Below are 18,732 nucleotides of genomic sequence, written 5' to 3' on the forward strand. Positions count from 1 at the left end.
TTCACCACGTTTTTACTTTTATACTCTCTAAATCTCCTCCTCTTCTGTATGATAAGTTTATTTTAACATTTCCTTTATCTACCTTTTTATTTAATGGAATTACCAATGGAGGGTTTAACATTGGTGTTTGTCCTGCTACATGTTTGTCATCTAATATTGTGTATGTCCTTAGCTTTATTCCTAAGTTTTCACAACTTTTTTCAAGCTCTAACTCTATATTATAGCTTACTTCAATAGGATTTATCTTATAGAAATTAACTTCCTCATAAATAACCTCTTCAGAAACTTCCTCTGATTTAATATCTTCATCATAATAGATATGGTTCATTTTTGCCTCTACAAGTTGTATAGTTGATATTGCTTTAGCTGGAATAATTTTAGCATCTTCTTTTAAAAAATCTCTCTCTATTATTGAATTCATAACCTTAACTTGCGGTTCAGTAATTAAAGCAGTGTCTAAAAGCTCGGCTATAATTACATCAGCTTTCTCTTTAAAGTTGTAAGTTGAGGCATCTCCCTCAATAATTTCAATATTACTGAATCCATTAACTTTTATGTTTTCCTTTGCGTAATCATAGGTGAATGGGTCTAACTCAATAGCATAAACTTTTTTTGCTTTCTTTGCAGCAATCATTGCTAAAATTCCACTGCCCGTTCCTAAATCAAAGACAACATCATCTTTATCTACAACTCTCTCTATAGCGTTTTTAAAGATTGCTAATCTTTCATAATCTGTTAGTAAAGAGTAATGCCATTGTGGGACTTTTAATTTTACTTTCATGTTCATCTCCTTCAGGTTTTATGTATTCAATTTAAACTTTAATGTTAATTTTACCTCTACGAAAGTTATATATTAATATAAATAAAAAATTTAATAGATTGAAGAGTGCGTAACCTATATACACTAATTTTCCATATTTTTCAAAAATAAAAAAATATATATAGAAGGTATGCTAACAATATTATTACGTGGGGGCATTAGAATGTCTATTTTTAATTTGAATGTTCAATATTAGAGATATTTTATATAATGATGGGGGAGGGGTTTTACGTCCTGACATTCATATAACATTTTACAGATATGATTTAAAGAACAAAGAGTAATAATTTTTAGTATAAGCATCAATATTTCATTTAAAATGTTATTTTGTGGAAATCCTATATATTTGGCATTTAATCCCTTATCATTCCCCTTTCTTTTTGCCATTTCCTTCTTAGACCTAATATACATCCTCCGCCCCTAACACCTCCAATAGGCACTTGCGGGGTTCCTAAACAGTTCATACACCTTGCCATAACTGAAGCTCCTAAGGCTAATCCATCTTCAACAAACACAACATTCTCCTCAACCTTATCCCAAATCTCCAAGGTTTTGAGCTTTTCAATAATCAACTCCGGCTTTTTTCCAGTAATTCCTGCTCTTCCAGTAATTCCAATAGCCGATTTTTCATTGATTAATCCTTTTTTATAAGCTAACTCCACCAATCTTCTAACGACTTCACTCATAACATAATCCAAACAACACATTAACGTTGGAATATCACTTTTTTCAACTAACTCTCTTCCCAACTCTTCCAATTTTACCAAATCACTACCATTTTTACCAACATCGCATCCAATTAAGGTAGTCCCTGCCTTTTCAGCAGATTTTGGATCTACTGGAACAGTTCCGAATCTATCAACATCCTTTGGAACCTCCTTAATTATAATATACTTATGCATCTCTTCAGCATACTCCTTAGCCAACTCTTCCTTTGGCTTTCCTTTTATATTTGCTAAATCTAAAGCTGCTCCTGTTTTTTCATCTATTTTTCCAGAACCTCTTGCAATTGCATCAGCTATAGCACCAGCTAAACCGCATAAATTACCAATAACCTTTGCATAGGGTAGAGTGTCATTTGTAATCCTACCAGCTAATGTAGTTCCAAAGTCAATACTCATACATGGGTTTCTGAAATCTACATCTGTCCATTTGCTCCCCACTTTAATTCCAGCAGTAACAAGCTCCCCTTCCATTTCGTTGGCAACAACCTCCTTTCCTGTAGGAGGGAGAACTCCAGTAACTGCCCCATCAAAGATAATCTTATCTAAGAAGGAGTATTTATCAAATGGTTTTGGTATTTGCTCTTTGGTCATTGCTGGTGTCATCTTTGCTGGAGGAACGCCAGCTTTCATACATCCTTGAGCTAAGGCAATAATCATCTCTCCAACCTCTTCTGGAGAAGCAAAACCAGCAGTAACTCCAGTACTTCTAACAACAAAGTGTAAGTCATCAACAGTTAGCCCAGCTTTCTTTAAGCTTTCCAACAAAACCTCCTTGACCATATCTGCTACAGCATCTCTTGTTAGTTGAACTCCCCATAATGTCTCTCCAAAGACCTCCTCTCCTTTTTTTGGAGGTCTAACATCTCTCGTCATTTTCACATATTTGCTAACAATGTATGTTTTACCGGTATCCATATTTGTCGCTGTTATAATGGATTTTGTTGTTGTATTTCCCAACTCAACTGATGCAACTATATAGTAAGGATTTCTCTTAAGCTCAATCAAATCAACACTCTGAGATTTTGCATACGCAATTTTTGGCTTCTTTTTAAATATACCAGAGATGATATCAAAGACTCCCATACTATCCCCACCCTAAAATAAATTGCAATAATATTTATCTCTGTTAATTGTAGTTTATAAAACCTCCCTCACAAATTTCTTAGCTAATGCTATAATTGAAACTATTGGCGGAACTCCTAACGCCTCTTTAAATATAGAGGCATCGCACACATAAAGCCCCTCTTTAACCTCAAACTCTTTAACTACCAAACTTAAACTTCCTCCTGGATGAGAACCTCTTGGTATGGTAGTGTATATATCATCAACACCCAACTTGTATAAATACTTTGATGCCTTGGCTATACCCCTTGCAAGGGTTTTAAAATCTTCCTTGGTTATTTCCTTTTTAACATCGTTATCTAAAACTACCCCATTATTTTCATCTTTAATCTTTATCATAATCCCTACAATATCTTTCTCTCTCACATCCTTATAATCCTTTTTTATCTCATCAAATAGGAGTTTTGAGTAATGAGTAGCTAAAATAAAGTTTTTATACCTCTTATAAACAAGCATTGATATGTCTTTGTTTAAATAGCTATCTTCTAAAATTCCACCAACAGTTACAAATGTATCTATGAAAAGATTTTTCCCAATGTTTTCATCGTCAATTAGCTTTTTTAAGATTCTTGGGCTATTTATTCCACCAGCAGAGATTATAAGATTTTTAGCTTTAATCTTTCTGCCTTTATCATCTAAGATTTCATAATAGCTGTTATAGTTTATTGCTTTTATGTTAAATTCAGTAATTATATCTGCTTTTGACTGTTTTAGATAATTTAAAGGTGTCCATTTTGCCTTGCATAGCTTTCTTGCACACTCTCCACACTTATCACATTTGTTAAAGTCTATGAATTTCTCCATCTTTTTAAACCCTAATTCAATAAAAGCTTTATCAATATCATTTAAGAAATCATCTTCTGGGACTTTGATGTTTAACTCCTCCCAAATTTCTTTATAAATATCTTTATCTATTTTGTAGCCTTTAATTTCTGTTTTTATGGCATTTCCTAAGGAATAAACCTCACTCCCTCCTAATCCATAGACATAATTTATCTCTACATGCTTCCCTTCTGAGGCATAAGTTGGTTTTTTCCCTTTTTCTATCACTGCTATTTTATATTTATCCCCTAACTCCTTAGCTAAGGTAGAGCCAGCAACTCCAGAGCCGATAATGGCAAAATCGTACATATCTATCACTAAAAATTAAGTTTTAAATGTCAATATCCTCATCCTCATCAAAATACAGCCTATATGTGTCTATATCATAGCCCATCTTATTTATAAACATTCTAATTACTCTTCCCGGGTCTCTTGATTTTGTAATCGCCCTACCAACAATCAATATTTGATATTCTTTTAATAACTCCTCAACATTCTCTACTCCAACTCCTCCAGCAATTGCTAATAGGCAGTTTCCTTTAAACTTCCATTCTTTTTTAACTCCAAATGTTTCTTCATCAATCCCTCTATGCAAGATAACAACATCTGGCTTTAATTTTAAAGAGTCATACAATTTTTGAGGTTCAGAGACATTCATCATATCTAAGTAGCTAATTAAACCACATTTTTGACACTCATGGATTGCTTTGATTATTGTTGATTTTGGTGCCACTCCACTTATCGCTACCGCGTTAGCTGTGGTTTCAAATGCCAATCTAACCTCAACCCTTCCAGTATCTAATGTTTTTAAATCAGCAACTATAAATCCATCAAAATACTCCCTCATTACCTCAATAACCTCTAAGCCAAATTTTTTAATCAATGGAGTTCCAGCCTCTAAGATAATGTGGTCACTCTTTGGGATTGTTTGTAATAAAAACTCCAAATTCTCCATAGTTGGAACATCCAAAGCAATTTGTAGATATGGCGGATATTCTAATCTAACATCTCTAAATCCAACCAATGGATGCAAAGCTCTGTATTTTTCCTTCTTTACTTTTTCTTTTGAAGGATATTCATTTAAAGCCCTGTTTATAGCCAACCTTGTTGAAGCATAGAAGTATTGGAAGAGTTTTCTTTTATTTAAATTTGTTATTGGAACTTCTGGAACATTGACAGAAACGACGACCTTTAAATCTTCATCTAAATCTAAATCAGCAACTGCCTTAGCAACCGCATATTGAATAACCCCTTGAAATAGCTCATCTTGTATATCGCTCTCTATATTATGCCTTGGAACAACCAAGGTTAAAGGCTTAACTATTAAATTAGGTCTTAAGTTTGCAAAAACGCAGTTACCTCTCGTTAATGCATTAGTGAAAACTTCATCAATCCCTTTATCCTTCCCTAATGCAACATTGACTATTGCTTTAATCTCATTTCCCAAAACTGCTTCTCCAAATTTTATCATACTAATCCCTTGAGCTATTTTATTTAAAATTTAACAATCTTACCACTCGCGTCCCTTTTATACTTACCAAATTCTTTAATAAATTTCAACTTATCTCCCCAAAATACCGGGCCGTCTTTACAAACGCAAAGCCCCTCATCATCTACACAGCATTGCCCACAGATGCCGATACCACACTTCATATATCTCTCCAGTGAGACTTGAACTGGAATATTATATTCGTTAGCAATATCAACAACCTTCTTCATCATTATCTCTGGCCCACAAGTTATAATTAAATCAAATCTCTCATCTTTGAGGACTTCTTTCATTTTTTCAGTTGTAAAACCTTTAAATCCAAAACTACCATCGTCAGTGCAAATCTCTAATCTCCCTGCTTTTTCGAATCTATCTAAAAATAATAACTCTTCTTTAGTTCTCGCCCCCAATATGGTTGTTATTTCAATTCCCTGCTTTGAAAATTCTTCAACTGCAGTAACAATTGGAGCAGCTCCAATACCTCCAGCAACAGCCAAGATTTTATCCCCTATTGGTTCAAAATATGTTCCATAGGGCCCTCTAACTCCTATTATATCCCCTTCTTTTAATTCATGCATTTTTTTGGTAAATTCTCCAACTCTTGCAACGCTAAAACTATTTTTGGAAGAAAATCCAAATGGTTTCTCGTCAACTCCTGGAATCCAAAGCATTGCAAACTGACCTGGCTTAAAATCAAACTCTTTATCTATAACAAATGTTTTTACTGTGGGACTTTCCTCTATTATTTCTTTTATTCTGCAAATAATTGGTTTTTCCATGATATCACCACATAAGGTTATAACAAAAAAACCATATATGGTTTTTGTAAAAATGTTTTGGGATAAATGATTATAGTTGTTTTCGAATTTTATTGGAATCTATTTATATGCCCCAAATTTTTAAATGGTTGTATTTGTTTTAAATTTTAAAATAAGTTGTAATCTTTCTTTAATGCAAACAACTATATATTAGTCAATGTAATGTATATATTGAAGATTTTTATTTTTTTATCTACATCTCAAAAATACATTGTTTGATAATGGTGATGACATGGATATTATAACTTTAACAACTGACTTCGGAACTAATGAGGGATATGTTGGAGCAATGAAAGGTAGAATTCTAGACATTTTAAAAAAGTACGGTAAAGATGCAAAAATAGTTGATATCTCCCATGAAATAAAGCCATTCAATATATATCACGGTGCCTATGTTTTATTAACAGCTATCCCATACTTTCCACCATCAGTTCATGTTGCAGTTATAGACCCAACAGTTGGGAGTGAGAGGAAATCTATTGTTATTGAAACAAAAAATGGACATTATTTAGTTGGGCCTGATAATGGGCTATTTACATATGTAGTTGAGAAGTTAGGGATAAAGAGGATTATTAAAATTGATGAAAACAAATATCTTCCATCTTCAACATTTCATGGAAGGGATGTTTATGCTGTCGTAGGGGCTGAGATTTTAGTTAATAACGGCTATGATGGAGAGGAGCTGGATGAAGATGAAATAGTTAAGATAGACGAAACAAAAAAAAGAGTTATACATATAGACAGATTTGGAAATATAATAACAAACATAAAAAAAGAAGACGTTACATTTAAATATTATGATACCATAATGATAAAGATAAGACATAAGAATGATATTGAAAAGATTATAAAATGCAAGTTTGTTAAGTCCTATTTTGAGGAAAAGAACAACTTTATATGTTTAATAAACAGTGAGGGTTTTTTGGAAATCTCTAAGTTTATGGATAATGCTTCAAAATTGTTGAATGTTGATTATTTGGATGAGATTGAGATTATACATTAAAAATTATTTTTACATTTTTATGAGAATTTACGAAAAATTTACAAATAATTTTTGGTGATAGTATGAAGATTAGAGGAATTTGCTACAGATGTGGGGCTGAAGATGAGCTTATAGACGGACTCTGCCCTATTTGCTATGCTCAAGAGCATCCATTAATTGAAGTTCCAGATAGAGTTGAGATAGAAGTTTGCCACATGTGTGGCTCTTACAAAAGAAAGATATGGCAAACTCCTAAAAGTGAAGAAGCATTTGAGATATTAAATGAAATTGCCTATTATGCTACAAAAGATGCTATTAAAAAGAAGAGTGTTATGGTAGATGTTGAGATTTATCCAGAAGTTACACAACTTCCAGGAGGAAAGAGGAGTAAGCTAATTATTCCAGTGCATATTGTAGCTAAGGGAAGATTACCAGGAGAAAAGGAAGATAGAGTTTATGAGAAAGATATAGAGGTTCATTTAAGGATGGTTCAGTGTCCAAGATGTTCAAGATTTATGTCTAACTACTATGAGGCAACCTTACAAGTTAGGGCTATGAATAGGTATTTAACTGAGGAGGAGAGAGAAGAGTTGGATAATTTTGTTAGAGAGGAGCTTGCTAAAAGACTAAAAAAGGATAGAATGGCATTTATAGCAAAATTCATTCCACAAAAAGAGGGATTGGATTATCAGCTTGGTTCAGTTGGGGCTGCAAGAAATGTAGCTCAAAAAATTAAAGAAAGATATGGAGGAAAGATTACAGAGACAGCAACATTGGTTGGAGTTGATAGAGACAGTGGAAAAGAGCTCTATAGAGTTACAGTCTCTGTAAGAATTCCTGAATATAAAGTTGGAGATGTTGTGGAGTATAATGATAAATACTACTTAGTTACTGCGATAACTGAGGATAAGGTTTATATGAGGTCTATTGATTATAGAAGGGAAAAAATTGGATTAGCTTGGCATATAGCAGAGAAGGAAACAAAAATGGCAAAAAAGAAGGATGAGTTAGATACTGGAACGGTTATAGCAACTACACCAAACATTATGGTTATGGATGACAGGAGCTATGAGGTTTATGAGTTTGACAACATTGGGGATATTGAAGTTAAAGAGGGAGATAAAGTTAAGATATTTAAAAAAGAGGGAGTATCTTATTTGGTAAATAAAGTAGAAAATGAGACCAAACAATGACTTTGGTGATAAAATTGATTAAATTGGAAATAGATAAGAGGGCTTACAATTCAATAAAAAATTTTTCGAGGTTGGTTTATACAAAAGCTATAAAAAACAGAGAAGATTTACCAAAAAAAGAGGAAATTGTTACTCTAACATATAATGGAAAATTTGTTGCTAAAGCTCTCTATAATCCTAAATCAGTAATTCTAAAGATTTTAACTACAGAAGATGAAAATATTGATTATGATTTCTTCTATAAAAGGATATCTAATGCCAAAATTTACAGAGAAGAGATTTTAGGCTATAAAGATACTTACAGATGGATTTACGCTGAAGGGGATGACTTGCCAACAATAATATTTGATAAATACAACGAGCTCGGAGCTATGCAGTTGATGTCAAAGCTCATTGAAAAGGAGTATTTAAAAGATATAGTTAGTATTTTATTTGAGTTGTCTGACTTAGAAACAATATATGTTAAAAGAGGAAAGAAAGGAGAAAAAATTAAAGATAAAATCTTTGGAGACAAAAATAAATTTGAAACAATTATTCGAGAAGGAGATGCCAAATTTAAAGTAAATGTTAAAGGGCATAAAACTGGATTTTTCTTAGACCAGAGAGAGAATAGATTGGAAATTGAGAGGTTTGTAAAAGAGGGAGATAAAGTTTTAGATATCTGCTGTTACACTGGAGGATTTTCTGTTCATTGTGCTATAAAAGGGGCTGAAGTTGTAGGAGTCGATTTATCTAAAAAAGCTTTAGAAACTGCTGAAGAAAATATGAAGCTAAATAATATTCCCAAGGATAAATATGAGTTTATAGAAGGGAATGCATTTGAAGTTATGAAAGAGATGATTGAAGATGGGGAAAAGTTTGATGTTGTTATCTTAGACCCTCCTGCCTTTACACAAACTGAAGAGGATGTAAAAAATGCTTTAAGAGCTTATGCCTCTCTAAATTACTTAGGGATAAAATTGGCCAAGAGAATATTTGTTACATGCTCATGTTCTCATCATGTAGATAAGGAGATGTTTAAAAAAACCGTTATATCTTCTGCCTTTAGAGCAAAAAAAGAGCTAATTATGATTGATTATAGAGGACAAGCTCCCGACCATCCAATATCAATAGCCAATAAAAATCTTGAGTATTTAAAATGCATATTCTTTTATGTTAAAAACTAATTTTTTATAGATATTTAGCAAACTCATCAAAATCTATTTTAGCAAGTTTTAAAATTCCTTTTAAAGTTCCAATTTTTAGACTTTTATGCATTGGAACAACAGTTCCAACTTTTCCATTAGGAGTTTCTTTCGATAACCTAACATGGCTACCTTTTCTTCCAGTTATTTTAAATCCAAATTTGTTACATAAAATTTTGACAACTTCTTCCCCAGAGACATTTCTATACTTTGGCAATATTATCCCCCTTAGTAGAAACCTCAAATGTCGCTAAAATCATTTCTTTTTTATCTTCTATTGGAAATTCCTCTAAATATAGTTCAGTAGCTTCTTTTAAGTTTTTTAGTGCTTCTTCTATTGTCTTTCCTTGGCTAACTGTCCCAACTTCTGGACATTCTGCAATATACATGTCATCTTCCTTATAGATTATTGCAGTTAAAATCATGCATATCACCATATATAATCAGAATTTAAATCTTCTTAGCATAGTCCATCATGCCTTTAAACATCTTCAACCCATCATCTGAACCAAGAATCTTTTCACTTGCTCTCTCTGGATGTGGCATTAATAAAACGCAGTTTTGATTTTCATTACAAACTCCAGCTATATTGTCAATAGAACCGTTTGGATTTGCCTCCTCTGTTATCTCTCCAGTCTCATCACAATATTTAAATACAATCATATTATGTTTATACATATAATCCAACGTCTCATCATCAGCATAAAATCTTCCCTCAGCATGGGCAATAGGTATTTTTAAGACATCTCCTTTTTTATAATATTGGGTAAAAGGTGTTTTGTTATTCTCAACCCTAATATAAACCCATTTGCAGATAAATTTTGCATTTAAGTTATTTGTTAATGTTCCCTTTGAAAATCCTGCCTCTAAACCAATTTGAGCTCCATTACATATCCCTAAAACTGGTTTTCCCTCTTCAACCATCTTTTTTAGACCTTTAATTATTGGTGTTCTTGCACTTATAGCCCCAGCTCTCAAGTAATCCCCATAAGAGAATCCTCCAGGAATAACAGCTCCTTTATAGGCATCTAAATTTTCCTGAGTAAAGAAAACAAGCTCCGGCTCTCCACCAGCTAATTTAACTGCATGGCACACATCCAAATCACAGTTAGTCCCTAAGAACTTCGCCACTGCTATTTTCATATTAATCCCCTTAATCATTCTAATTCAGATGTTATTACATTCAACATCTCTTTAATTAATATTGGCATTTTATCAGTTCTTTCACTAAGTTCCATAATTCTTCTCTTCAATCTTTCATCATCACACTGCTTAATATCCCTTGCTTTGATAGTTTTTCTTCCTTCTTTTCTTGCATTTTGTTCAGCTACTTCAGTTGTTATTTTTATAATTTCTTCGAGCATATTACAGAGTTCATCAACAGCCTCAGCAGAGATATTGAAGTTTGTATACTGCTTCATAATCCTCTTTACTGTAGCTTTTGGTAGCATAAATATATACCTCCAAAAATTTTTAGGATAAAAAAATAAAAATTTAAGAAAATATTTAATTTTTATTTTTCCTCTACATTTACAACTCCCACTCTAATTAGTGGAATTAAAGGAACTCCTTCAATTTCATCCAAGCCACTTTTATCTATTAATACAACTACCAATTTTGGACTGCAGATTTCTTTTAACTGCTTTATACACTCTTTTAATGTGCTTCCACTTGTTACAACATCATCTATGATAACAGCCCTCTTGTAATTTACAGCAGAAAAGTTTTGTGATATAGAGCCAGTTATCTTTTTCCCTTCTTCAGATATATGTTTCTTTGGTATGTAGATAGTTAAATCCTTCCCTAACTCAGATGCAACCAAAGTAGCTATTGGAACACCACTTGTAGAAACTCCAACAACTGTATCAAACTCTATATTCCTGCTCTTTAAAATATCAACGATTATTGAGCTAATGCATCTCAACCTATTAGCTGAGCTACCAATATTTTTCCAATCTATGAATATATCTACATTTTCAAGTTTTATGGCTTTTTCCTCCTCTTTTAACAATTTTTCAGCATTTAAAACCAAATATCTCGCCGTCTCCATTGATACATTTAGTTCTTCAGCAATCTCTCCAATTGTAAGGCCATTATTCTTTAGCTCTATAACCTTTTTTAGTAATTCTCTATTCATAATCTCCCTCTAAGTAAGTGTTAATATTATCGCACTTATACTATTTATAACATCCCCAAATACTTATGCATTTGTATTGTTAGCATAACATTATCTTTTAAATACTCTCCACACGCTTCCATAATTTCAAACAATTTTTTTTGAGAAGGGGATTTTATATTTCCATGAGGTGTTACTGGTTGAATGCATAAAGTTATATTTCCTATCTCACTCAAATCCTTTGCTATTATTTTTACATCATCTACCTTTGTCTCTTCCATTATAACAACCTTTGCATAAACATCAGAATTCAAATTATACAGCTTTTTTATTGTTTTTAGTTCATTTTTATAGAGCTTTTTGTAGTCATCATCTTTTATATACTCAAAATGCTCTTTCAGCTTTATGTCAATGGATGCAATATCAAAATAAAACACTTTCTCTGGAAACATTCCATTGCTCTCTAAAAAAGTTCTATATCCTTTATCTTTTAAAATATCTGAGATTTCTTTTATTTGTTTATGATATAATAATGGCTCCCCTCCTGTAAAAGATACTGCAAATAAATCTGGTGTTTTTAGCTTATCTATGGCATTTATTATATCTTCAATATCAATCTTTTGTAAGGTCTCAAATTCTCCACTACCGGGGGTTTTTTCCACTCTGTTAAAATATCCTTTGCTCTCTTCATCGCAATAAACGCAATTTAATGGACAGCCGGCAAATCTTACAAATATAAACCTTCTTCCAATATACTTCCCTTCTCCCATTATTGAGCTAAAAATTTCTCTTATCATTCTCCCACATATATTTTATTCTTTTTTTAAATCATCAGGTAAAGAGAAATATGCAACAATTTCTAAAATCTGAGCAACAATTATTACTATAATTCCAACAATCACTATTAAAAGTATTGTTCCAATAAAATACAGCAATCCAGAAATTCTAAATGAATCAACGCCAGTATAGGATGAAACCTTCTCGTAACTTTTCTTTATAAAGTAACCTCCCATAACTGAGAGGATATAAAATAAAATAACACCAATTAAAAAAGAAGATATTGAGGTTAATCCATAATCTAATGGAGCGAATGTAAGGGATACAAAGGAAATTCCTATTGCAAAAATTGCAATTACTACTGCTATTATCCATAAAATAACCCCATATAGATATTTTCTAAACACTTCATCATCATTAAAAATCTTTGAAATTTTATTTAGTGCCAATAATATCAAAACATATCCTGCAATAGCCAAAATCCCTCCAACTGCATAAGAAACTAAGTTCAATATAGCTCCAATGCCTCCCAAATATTTAGCTTCTTTTAACTCCATTTTACCCACCTAAAAATAAATACTAAGATTATAATCTTATCCCTACAACTCTACTCAATCCATTTTCCATATAAACACCATAAACAACATCTGCCTTACTAACCATCTGCTCTCTATGGCTTATAACTATAAATTGGCTGTCCTTAGAGGCATTTTTAATCATATCAGCAATTAGAGAGACATTTTTTACATCCAATGCGGCATCAACTTCATCCAATACATAGAACGGAGAAGGATTTAGCCTTTGAATAGCAAACAAAAATGCTAAGGCAGTTAATGACTTCTCCCCTCCACTCATCGCATCTAAGCTTAAAAGCTTTTTGCCCCTTGGAGATGCATCTATTAAAATCCCTCCTTCAAAAGGATTTTTTTCATTTTCTAAGCTTAATTTTCCAATTCCTCCAATCTCCTTATAAACCTCTTCAAAGTTCTTAGCTACCTTGTTAAATACTTCCATAAAGACCTCTTTCTTTTTATTTTCAAGCTCTTCCATTAATTGGAGGTATTTTTTCTCATCTCTTTCATATTCTTCTCTTTTTTCTATCAACTCTTTGTATCTTTCAGCAACATAGTTATAGTCTTCAATAGCCCTCATATTGACAGGCTCTAAGCTTTTTATTTCACTTTCAAGCTCTCCTATATATATCTCAAGTTCTTCAATGTCTTTTTTCTCAAGCTCCTCACTTATATCAACCTTTTCACATAGATAGAGTTTTCTCTCCTCTTCCTCTAACTTACTCTCATACTTTGCCTTTTCAACCATAAGTTCATTTATTTTATTTTCAATGTCTCTAACTTTTCTTAATATCTCTTTTCTCTCTCTTTCTAAGTTTTCTATTTCTTTCTCAAGCTCTTCTTTTTTTGTGGTGAGTTCTTTTAGATTTTTAGCTAATTCTTCATACCTCTTTTTCTTCTCTTCCAATATGGATAGATTTTTTTCAATACTCTCTTTATAGAATGATATATTCTTCTCCAATATGGCTTTTTTATTTATTAGCTCAGAAACCTTCTTATTCAGCTCTTCAATCTTTGGAATCAATATTTCTTTAACTAAAGTAAGTCCTTTATCAATCTCATTCTTTAATTTGGCTTTCTCTTTCTCTAAGATTTTTAATTCATCCTCAATCTCATTCATTCTCTTTAAATTCTCATCGCTTTCATACTCCTTCAACTCATTGATTATCTTCTCTCTTCTTTCAATCAGCTCATTTATTCTGCCTTCAATCTCATTAATCTTATTTAGAATCTCTTCTTTTTTAAGGTTTAACTCCTCTAACTCTTCTAAAATCTCCTTATTTTTCAACTCCAACTCTTTTATCTTTATGGTATTCTTTTCAGCTATCTCCCTCTTTCTCATTTCGTTCTTTTTAATTATCTCCAAGGTATTTTCAATTTCCATTTTTTTGGCTGAACTTCTCTTTATTATCTCATTCAATCTCTCAATCTCATCCTTTATATTTCTCAACTCACTCTCAATAGCTATAATTTCATCAGCTATTTTATTTAGCTTGCTTAAATCAATATCAACCTTTATCTTTGCCTTACTTTTAAAAGTTCCTCCAATCATAGCTCCACTCGGCTCTATAACATCCCCATCTAATGTTACAAATCTCACCTTTCTGTATTTTTTGGCTAATTCCTTAGCTATATCTATATTTTTAACAACTACCGTGTTTCCAAACACATACTCAAAAACTCTTCTATATTTCTCATCAAACTCCACTAAATCAATGGCTCTACCAATAACTCCATCCTCATCTAAATACTCCGCCTCTCTGCCCTCAATCCTATCCAATGGTAGAAAAGTAGCTCTCCCTAATCTCCTCTCTTTTAGATACTTTATAGCTCTAACTGCATCCTCCATTCTCTTAACAACTATATGGTTTAGCCTATTCCCAGCCGCTACTTCAATGGCTGTTTTGTATTCGATCTTTGTCTTTCCCAAATTCCCAACAATATCAATAACTCCCGGTAAGTTTGCATTTAATATCTCTCTAATTGCCCTATCCATAGATAGCTCTTCCATCTCCTTCAAAGCCTTAATTCTTGCGTTCTCCTTAACATATTCAGCATGAAGTTCATCCAATTTAGCTTGCAGTTCTTTCTTTTTTTCTTCAAGCTCTTTAATTCTTCTCTTTGAAAACTCAATCTCAACGTTTAAATTTTCAAGCTCTAAATATAATGGTTTAGTATCAACATCTTCAACAGATTCGAGTTCTTCCTTTAACTTTTTAATCATCTCATTGTTTTTCTCAATCTCAAAATTCTTCCTGTTTATTAAATTCTCTAAGTCGTTTAGTTCTTTTTTTAGTTTATAGAGTTCATTTTGATTTTTGGCTATCTCATCAGCTATCTCCATTTCAGATTTTTTTAAGTGTTTGATTATACTCTCACTTTCAGCAATTGCCTCCTTTAACCTCTCTTTTTCATAGTTGAGATTCTTGATTTTATCCTCAATTTCTTTAATTTTCTGCTCTTTCTCAATGATGCTGTCCCTATTTTCAATAATCTTTTTCTGAGTTTCTTCAATCTCTTTCTTTTTATTTTCAATCTCATTTTCAACTTTATTTAACTCATTTATTGAGTTATTCAGAACCTTTTTATCGTTCTCAATTTCAACCTCAAGCTCTTTAATTGATTTATGAAGCTCTAAAACCTCTTCATTGCCTTTTTCATTGAGTTCATTTATAATGTTGTTCAATCTGAGCTTTAAATTCTCTATCTCTGCATCAATTTCTTTAACTTTTCCTAAAAATTCATCTTTAAGTTCTTCCAAGTTTTTAATGTCATTTTGGATATTTTCTAAAAGAATATTCAGATAGCTAACCTTTTTTAATATTAGAGCATATTTTGCTGCTTTCAGCTCATCATTTAATTTAATATATCTTTCAGCGTCTTCTTTCTCTTTTTTGAGCTTTTTTAAGTTGTTTTCAACTTCACTAATTCTTATGTCAATCATTTCAATTAACTCTCTTGCCTTCTTTAATTCTTCCTCTGCCTTTTTTTTCTTTTCATCAAATTCAGCTATTCCACTGATTTCATCAATAATCTTTCTCCTCTCAATGGGTGAGATGTTGATAATCTTTAACAAATCCCCTTGTGAAATAACATTATCTCCTAAAAGCCCCAATCTCCTAAATAAATCAATAACCTCATGCTTAGCCATCTTTTTTCTTTTTTCTTTTCCATTTTCCTCCCAAATTAAGTAATAATCTGTTTCTCCACTACTCTTTATCCTTCTTAAAATCCCCACTCTATCTGCATTAACATTAAAGGCATTATTTTCATTTGAGAAATATAGGCAGACCTCAGCAAAATCTGCTCTCTTTCCGTTGTGATAGGTAATTAATCCGCTGAATCTATTTGCTCTCAACTTTTTAGCAGAGGTTTTTCCAAGCACAAATAGTATGGCATCAACTATGTTAGATTTTCCACTACCATTCGGCCCTACAATAGCTGTAAATCCCTTTGGAATATCTAAAGATAGTTTTTTAAATGATTTGAAGTTTTTAAGCTCTATCTTCTCCAAAGTAACCATCACAACCACCAGATGATGTAAAACAATTTTTACTTTTTATCATCATCCAATTTAACTTCAAATTGGCAAAATTTATTTCCTAATCCCCAGCAATGAGTTTCTATTACATAGGCCTTTTTATTAAATACATTTTCTATATAGCCCGCTAAAAATCCTGCTTCAAAATGACATAATGGCTTTCCAACATCTGGTAGTCCAGAGCAACTTATGCAATCATAAATCCTAATTTTTATAGGATTTTTACTAATCATCTCAATTCTTCCAAGCTTGTATTTCTCATAAAATTTACATAACTCCTCAAAATTATTGAATTTTAAATTTTTGGCAAGTTCTTTACCATTAATTGTCGCTAAGAAAGCACCGCCCTTTAGGGCGGTGATGAATTAGGGGAGGTGGGTGGGACAAGCGTAATTTTTATATATTCGAAGTTAGAATCTAACGATTGTCCCCAGTCCACGTTATTATGGGTGGGATTCAGGCGAAATCAAAGATTTCGCTACCTGAAGCAGAAACTTCAGTCTCGAAAATCCCACCGCTGGGGACGTTAAGTTGGGAAAAGGTAGTCCCGAACCCCGAAAGGGGTAGGGATAGTGGGCTTGGCAACCCATGGAGGGTGAGGGTTTTAAACCCTCTGCTCTCCTAAAGAAACTCCGCCCTTTAGGGCGGAGAGTATGTCATCAAAATAATACATCAGTGTTTCGTTGTCAATATCTATATATTTTCTCAAATTCATGAATCTTAAAATTCTAAAGATAGAGACATCTACATCTCTTCCAAATTCTCTCCTTTCCACATTTGAAAAAATCAAATCAACAGGAAATTCTAAAACATTTTCAGATATGATGTTACAATAATCTTTTATATCTTCAGCTAAATCATCAGCTATTTTTAAAATATCGTTTAAATTTGCTTTTAAATCTGATATAATCATTAATATAACATCTCCAATGTTGATAATAATGATATTCCTATACCTTCCCCTAATTATAACTTCCTTTGGTGCAATATCTTCGCCCTTAGATAATACCTGCTCCATACATCCATGTATAGCAGACAAAATATCTAAAAATTCATCATCAACATATCTTGGTAGCTGTTTTACAATAATCTCCCCATCTTTTTTTATAATGGCAGAGCCAATAATTCCAGGAGTTTTGTTTAGCTCATTTAATATTTCTTCTAATTTATTCATTGCCATTTTATTTATATCACTCATTCTATCACTCAAAGTTTTCTCATACTGACTGATTGTTGGTATTATAGACTTTCACAGTTTGTATATTAATTTAGAACTTTGATGTTAAAGACATTAAATATTCATTTAAAAACCTGCGAAAGTCCTAATTTATTTAACCAAATTAGTTATGTTGTGGAATCTTCTATATAAAATTAATTTAGACTTACGATAAATCAGTTATTATTTGTTTATAGATACTCATCTAGAGTCCTTTGTGTATCTAAATTCTTTATTTCATTTGGTTCTATTTTAGAAGGTTTGTTGTTTAACGCCTCTCTAATACCATCTCTAATTACCCATACGCCTAAGGGAACATCATAATCTTTTTCAACAGTTCTTTTAACTATAACTGTTGCCTGCCTTTTCATCTTATCTAATTTCTCTAAAACTGCCAATCTTGCTGCATAGTAAGCTCCACCAGTATTTTCAGCATATCTCTTCCTCTCTTTAATTTCAGAATCAAAGACAGTTACATCTCTGCCACTTTTATTCCAAATACACCCTGCTTTATAAGTCTCTATCAATTTAAAGCTCCAAGGCTTTGGTAGGAAGTAGATTTCAAACCTATTGCCCAAATAGTAATTTTCAAATTTTAACGGCTCATCTAAGACTTTATAGTTTTTAATCTTTTTGATATATTCTTTCCCAATGATATCATCAACTGCAGTTATTGCCCATCTTGTTGGAATCAGCTTTTTTTCTTTTCCTAAAATTCCACAAGAAAACAACTTTGATGCATAAATTTCATCAAATCTTTTGTAGATTTTTAAAACCCCCTCAACTGAGTAATCTTCGGCTACTCTATCAACAATCTGCGGAATTTTTGGATTGTCATAATTTAATTTCTTTAGCTCACCAATGGGACCTATAGGAGGAGTTTCACTAAAAAATGGCAATATTATTTTTGGTTTATTGTAAAATTCAACTTCAGAATCTACAGGCTTTATGCTCATGGCTATTTCTTGTAGTTTTTCAACTAATGGAGTTATTTTATAGGCATTTACTTTAATTCTTGGAGAAAATAGGTTTAATCTAATTTTTAATATCTCCTCCTTTTTAAGTCCATATAAATGCTCAGCATCTTCAAAGTTACCAACTAACGGAGATATAAAAATATTCGGATAATTTGCTCTTCCAACTAAAAAAGATGTAGAACTTCCAAATACTTCAGTTCTAACATCTGGTAGATATTTTAAAATTTCCTTAAATTTGGATTTATAAATGTTATGTAAAAGAGGACATGGCTGTTTTCCACAGTATCCCTTACCTTTGCATTTAATGCATAGATGCATAGAACCACTCAAAATAATTAATTAATCTAAATTAACAAATATAAAGTGTTATAAGACAAT

Annotated in this window: 19 protein-coding genes; 3 read left to right on the top strand and 16 right to left on the bottom strand. The window is 32.1% G+C overall.

The genetic code is table 11. From position 1 onward, the window contains the following. Position 1: 1 nt before the first annotated feature. The 5 genes from MFS40622_RS04495 to MFS40622_RS04515 form a co-directional block, all read right to left on the bottom strand. Complete coding sequence (locus MFS40622_RS04495; RefSeq protein ID WP_012980494.1) at positions 2-781, bottom strand: 50S ribosomal protein L11 methyltransferase; 780 nt, start codon at positions 779-781, stop codon at positions 2-4. Between the two features lie 392 nt (positions 782-1,173). Further along, entirely contained in the window at positions 1,174-2,628 is a 1,455-nt protein-coding gene (locus tag MFS40622_RS04500; RefSeq protein ID WP_012980495.1) for a methanogenesis marker 14 protein, read from the bottom strand. A gap of 54 nt (positions 2,629-2,682) precedes the next feature. Further along, a complete protein-coding gene (locus MFS40622_RS04505; RefSeq protein WP_012980496.1) occupies positions 2,683-3,798 on the bottom strand; it encodes a hypothetical protein in 1,116 nt (371 codons plus the stop codon). 22 nt (positions 3,799-3,820) lie between these two features. Further along, complete coding sequence (locus MFS40622_RS04510; RefSeq protein ID WP_012980497.1) at positions 3,821-4,960, bottom strand: bifunctional 5,6,7,8-tetrahydromethanopterin hydro-lyase/3-hexulose-6-phosphate synthase; 1,140 nt, start codon at positions 4,958-4,960, stop codon at positions 3,821-3,823. Between the two features lie 23 nt (positions 4,961-4,983). Then, positions 4,984-5,757: a dihydroorotate dehydrogenase electron transfer subunit gene (locus MFS40622_RS04515; protein WP_012980498.1), complete on the bottom strand. Its 774-nt coding sequence runs from the start codon at positions 5,755-5,757 to the stop codon at positions 4,984-4,986. A gap of 271 nt (positions 5,758-6,028) precedes the next feature. Here MFS40622_RS04515 and MFS40622_RS04520 point away from each other — a divergent pair, with 271 nt between their 5' ends. From MFS40622_RS04520 to MFS40622_RS04530, 3 genes are all read left to right on the top strand, one after another. Next, positions 6,029-6,799, top strand: coding sequence for an S-adenosyl-l-methionine hydroxide adenosyltransferase family protein (locus MFS40622_RS04520; protein ID WP_012980499.1), 771 nt, complete (start codon positions 6,029-6,031; stop codon positions 6,797-6,799). A 62-nt stretch (positions 6,800-6,861) separates the two neighbouring features. Then, complete coding sequence (locus MFS40622_RS04525) at positions 6,862-7,971, top strand: 60S ribosomal export protein NMD3 (RefSeq protein ID WP_012980500.1); 1,110 nt, start codon at positions 6,862-6,864, stop codon at positions 7,969-7,971. Further along, on the top strand, positions 7,968-9,137 hold the full coding sequence (locus MFS40622_RS04530) for a class I SAM-dependent rRNA methyltransferase (protein ID WP_012980501.1): 1,170 nt from the start codon (positions 7,968-7,970) through the stop codon (positions 9,135-9,137). The genes MFS40622_RS04525 and MFS40622_RS04530 overlap by 4 nt, the downstream gene beginning before the upstream one ends. 4 nt (positions 9,138-9,141) lie before the next feature. Here the strand turns inward: MFS40622_RS04530 and MFS40622_RS04535 are convergent, their stop codons facing one another. The 11 genes from MFS40622_RS04535 to MFS40622_RS04585 form a co-directional block, all read right to left on the bottom strand. Beyond that, positions 9,142-9,372, bottom strand: a complete 231-nt coding sequence (locus MFS40622_RS04535; protein ID WP_012980502.1) for a type II toxin-antitoxin system HicA family toxin — start codon at positions 9,370-9,372, stop codon at positions 9,142-9,144. Next, a complete protein-coding gene (locus MFS40622_RS04540) occupies positions 9,359-9,580 on the bottom strand; it encodes a type II toxin-antitoxin system HicB family antitoxin (RefSeq protein WP_012980503.1) in 222 nt (73 codons plus the stop codon). The genes MFS40622_RS04535 and MFS40622_RS04540 overlap by 14 nt, the downstream gene beginning before the upstream one ends. Before the next feature lie 25 nt (positions 9,581-9,605). Beyond that, on the bottom strand, positions 9,606-10,298 hold the full coding sequence (gene purQ, locus MFS40622_RS04545) for a phosphoribosylformylglycinamidine synthase I (protein WP_048197469.1): 693 nt from the start codon (positions 10,296-10,298) through the stop codon (positions 9,606-9,608). A 14-nt stretch (positions 10,299-10,312) separates the two neighbouring features. Then, a complete protein-coding gene (hmvA, locus tag MFS40622_RS04550) occupies positions 10,313-10,606 on the bottom strand; it encodes a DNA-binding protein HmvA (RefSeq protein WP_012980505.1) in 294 nt (97 codons plus the stop codon). Positions 10,607-10,668: 62 nt separating this feature from the next. Beyond that, entirely contained in the window at positions 10,669-11,292 is a 624-nt protein-coding gene (locus MFS40622_RS04555) for an orotate phosphoribosyltransferase-like protein (protein ID WP_012980506.1), read from the bottom strand. A 44-nt stretch (positions 11,293-11,336) separates the two neighbouring features. Then, a complete protein-coding gene (locus MFS40622_RS04560; RefSeq protein WP_012980507.1) occupies positions 11,337-12,068 on the bottom strand; it encodes a 7-carboxy-7-deazaguanine synthase QueE in 732 nt (243 codons plus the stop codon). A 15-nt stretch (positions 12,069-12,083) separates the two neighbouring features. Continuing rightward, positions 12,084-12,605: a DUF996 domain-containing protein gene (locus MFS40622_RS04565; RefSeq protein WP_012980508.1), complete on the bottom strand. Its 522-nt coding sequence runs from the start codon at positions 12,603-12,605 to the stop codon at positions 12,084-12,086. 28 nt (positions 12,606-12,633) lie between these two features. Further along, positions 12,634-16,143, bottom strand: a complete 3,510-nt coding sequence (smc, locus tag MFS40622_RS04570) for a chromosome segregation protein SMC (RefSeq protein WP_012980509.1) — start codon at positions 16,141-16,143, stop codon at positions 12,634-12,636. 29 nt (positions 16,144-16,172) lie between these two features. Next, positions 16,173-16,394, bottom strand: a complete 222-nt coding sequence (locus MFS40622_RS09710) for a V4R domain-containing protein (protein WP_232217797.1) — start codon at positions 16,392-16,394, stop codon at positions 16,173-16,175. Between the two features lie 371 nt (positions 16,395-16,765). Next, complete coding sequence (locus MFS40622_RS09340; protein ID WP_012980510.1) at positions 16,766-17,359, bottom strand: roadblock/LC7 domain-containing protein; 594 nt, start codon at positions 17,357-17,359, stop codon at positions 16,766-16,768. 209 nt (positions 17,360-17,568) lie between these two features. Further along, the gene (locus MFS40622_RS04585) at positions 17,569-18,672 is read right to left on the bottom strand and encodes an Nre family DNA repair protein (protein WP_012980511.1); all 1,104 of its coding nucleotides are present in this window, start codon (positions 18,670-18,672) and stop codon (positions 17,569-17,571) included. Positions 18,673-18,732 lie beyond the last annotated feature (60 nt).

It is taken from the genome of Methanocaldococcus sp. FS406-22 (assembly GCF_000025525.1).
Taxonomy (GTDB): domain Archaea; phylum AGJL01; class Methanococci; order Methanococcales; family Methanocaldococcaceae; genus Methanocaldococcus.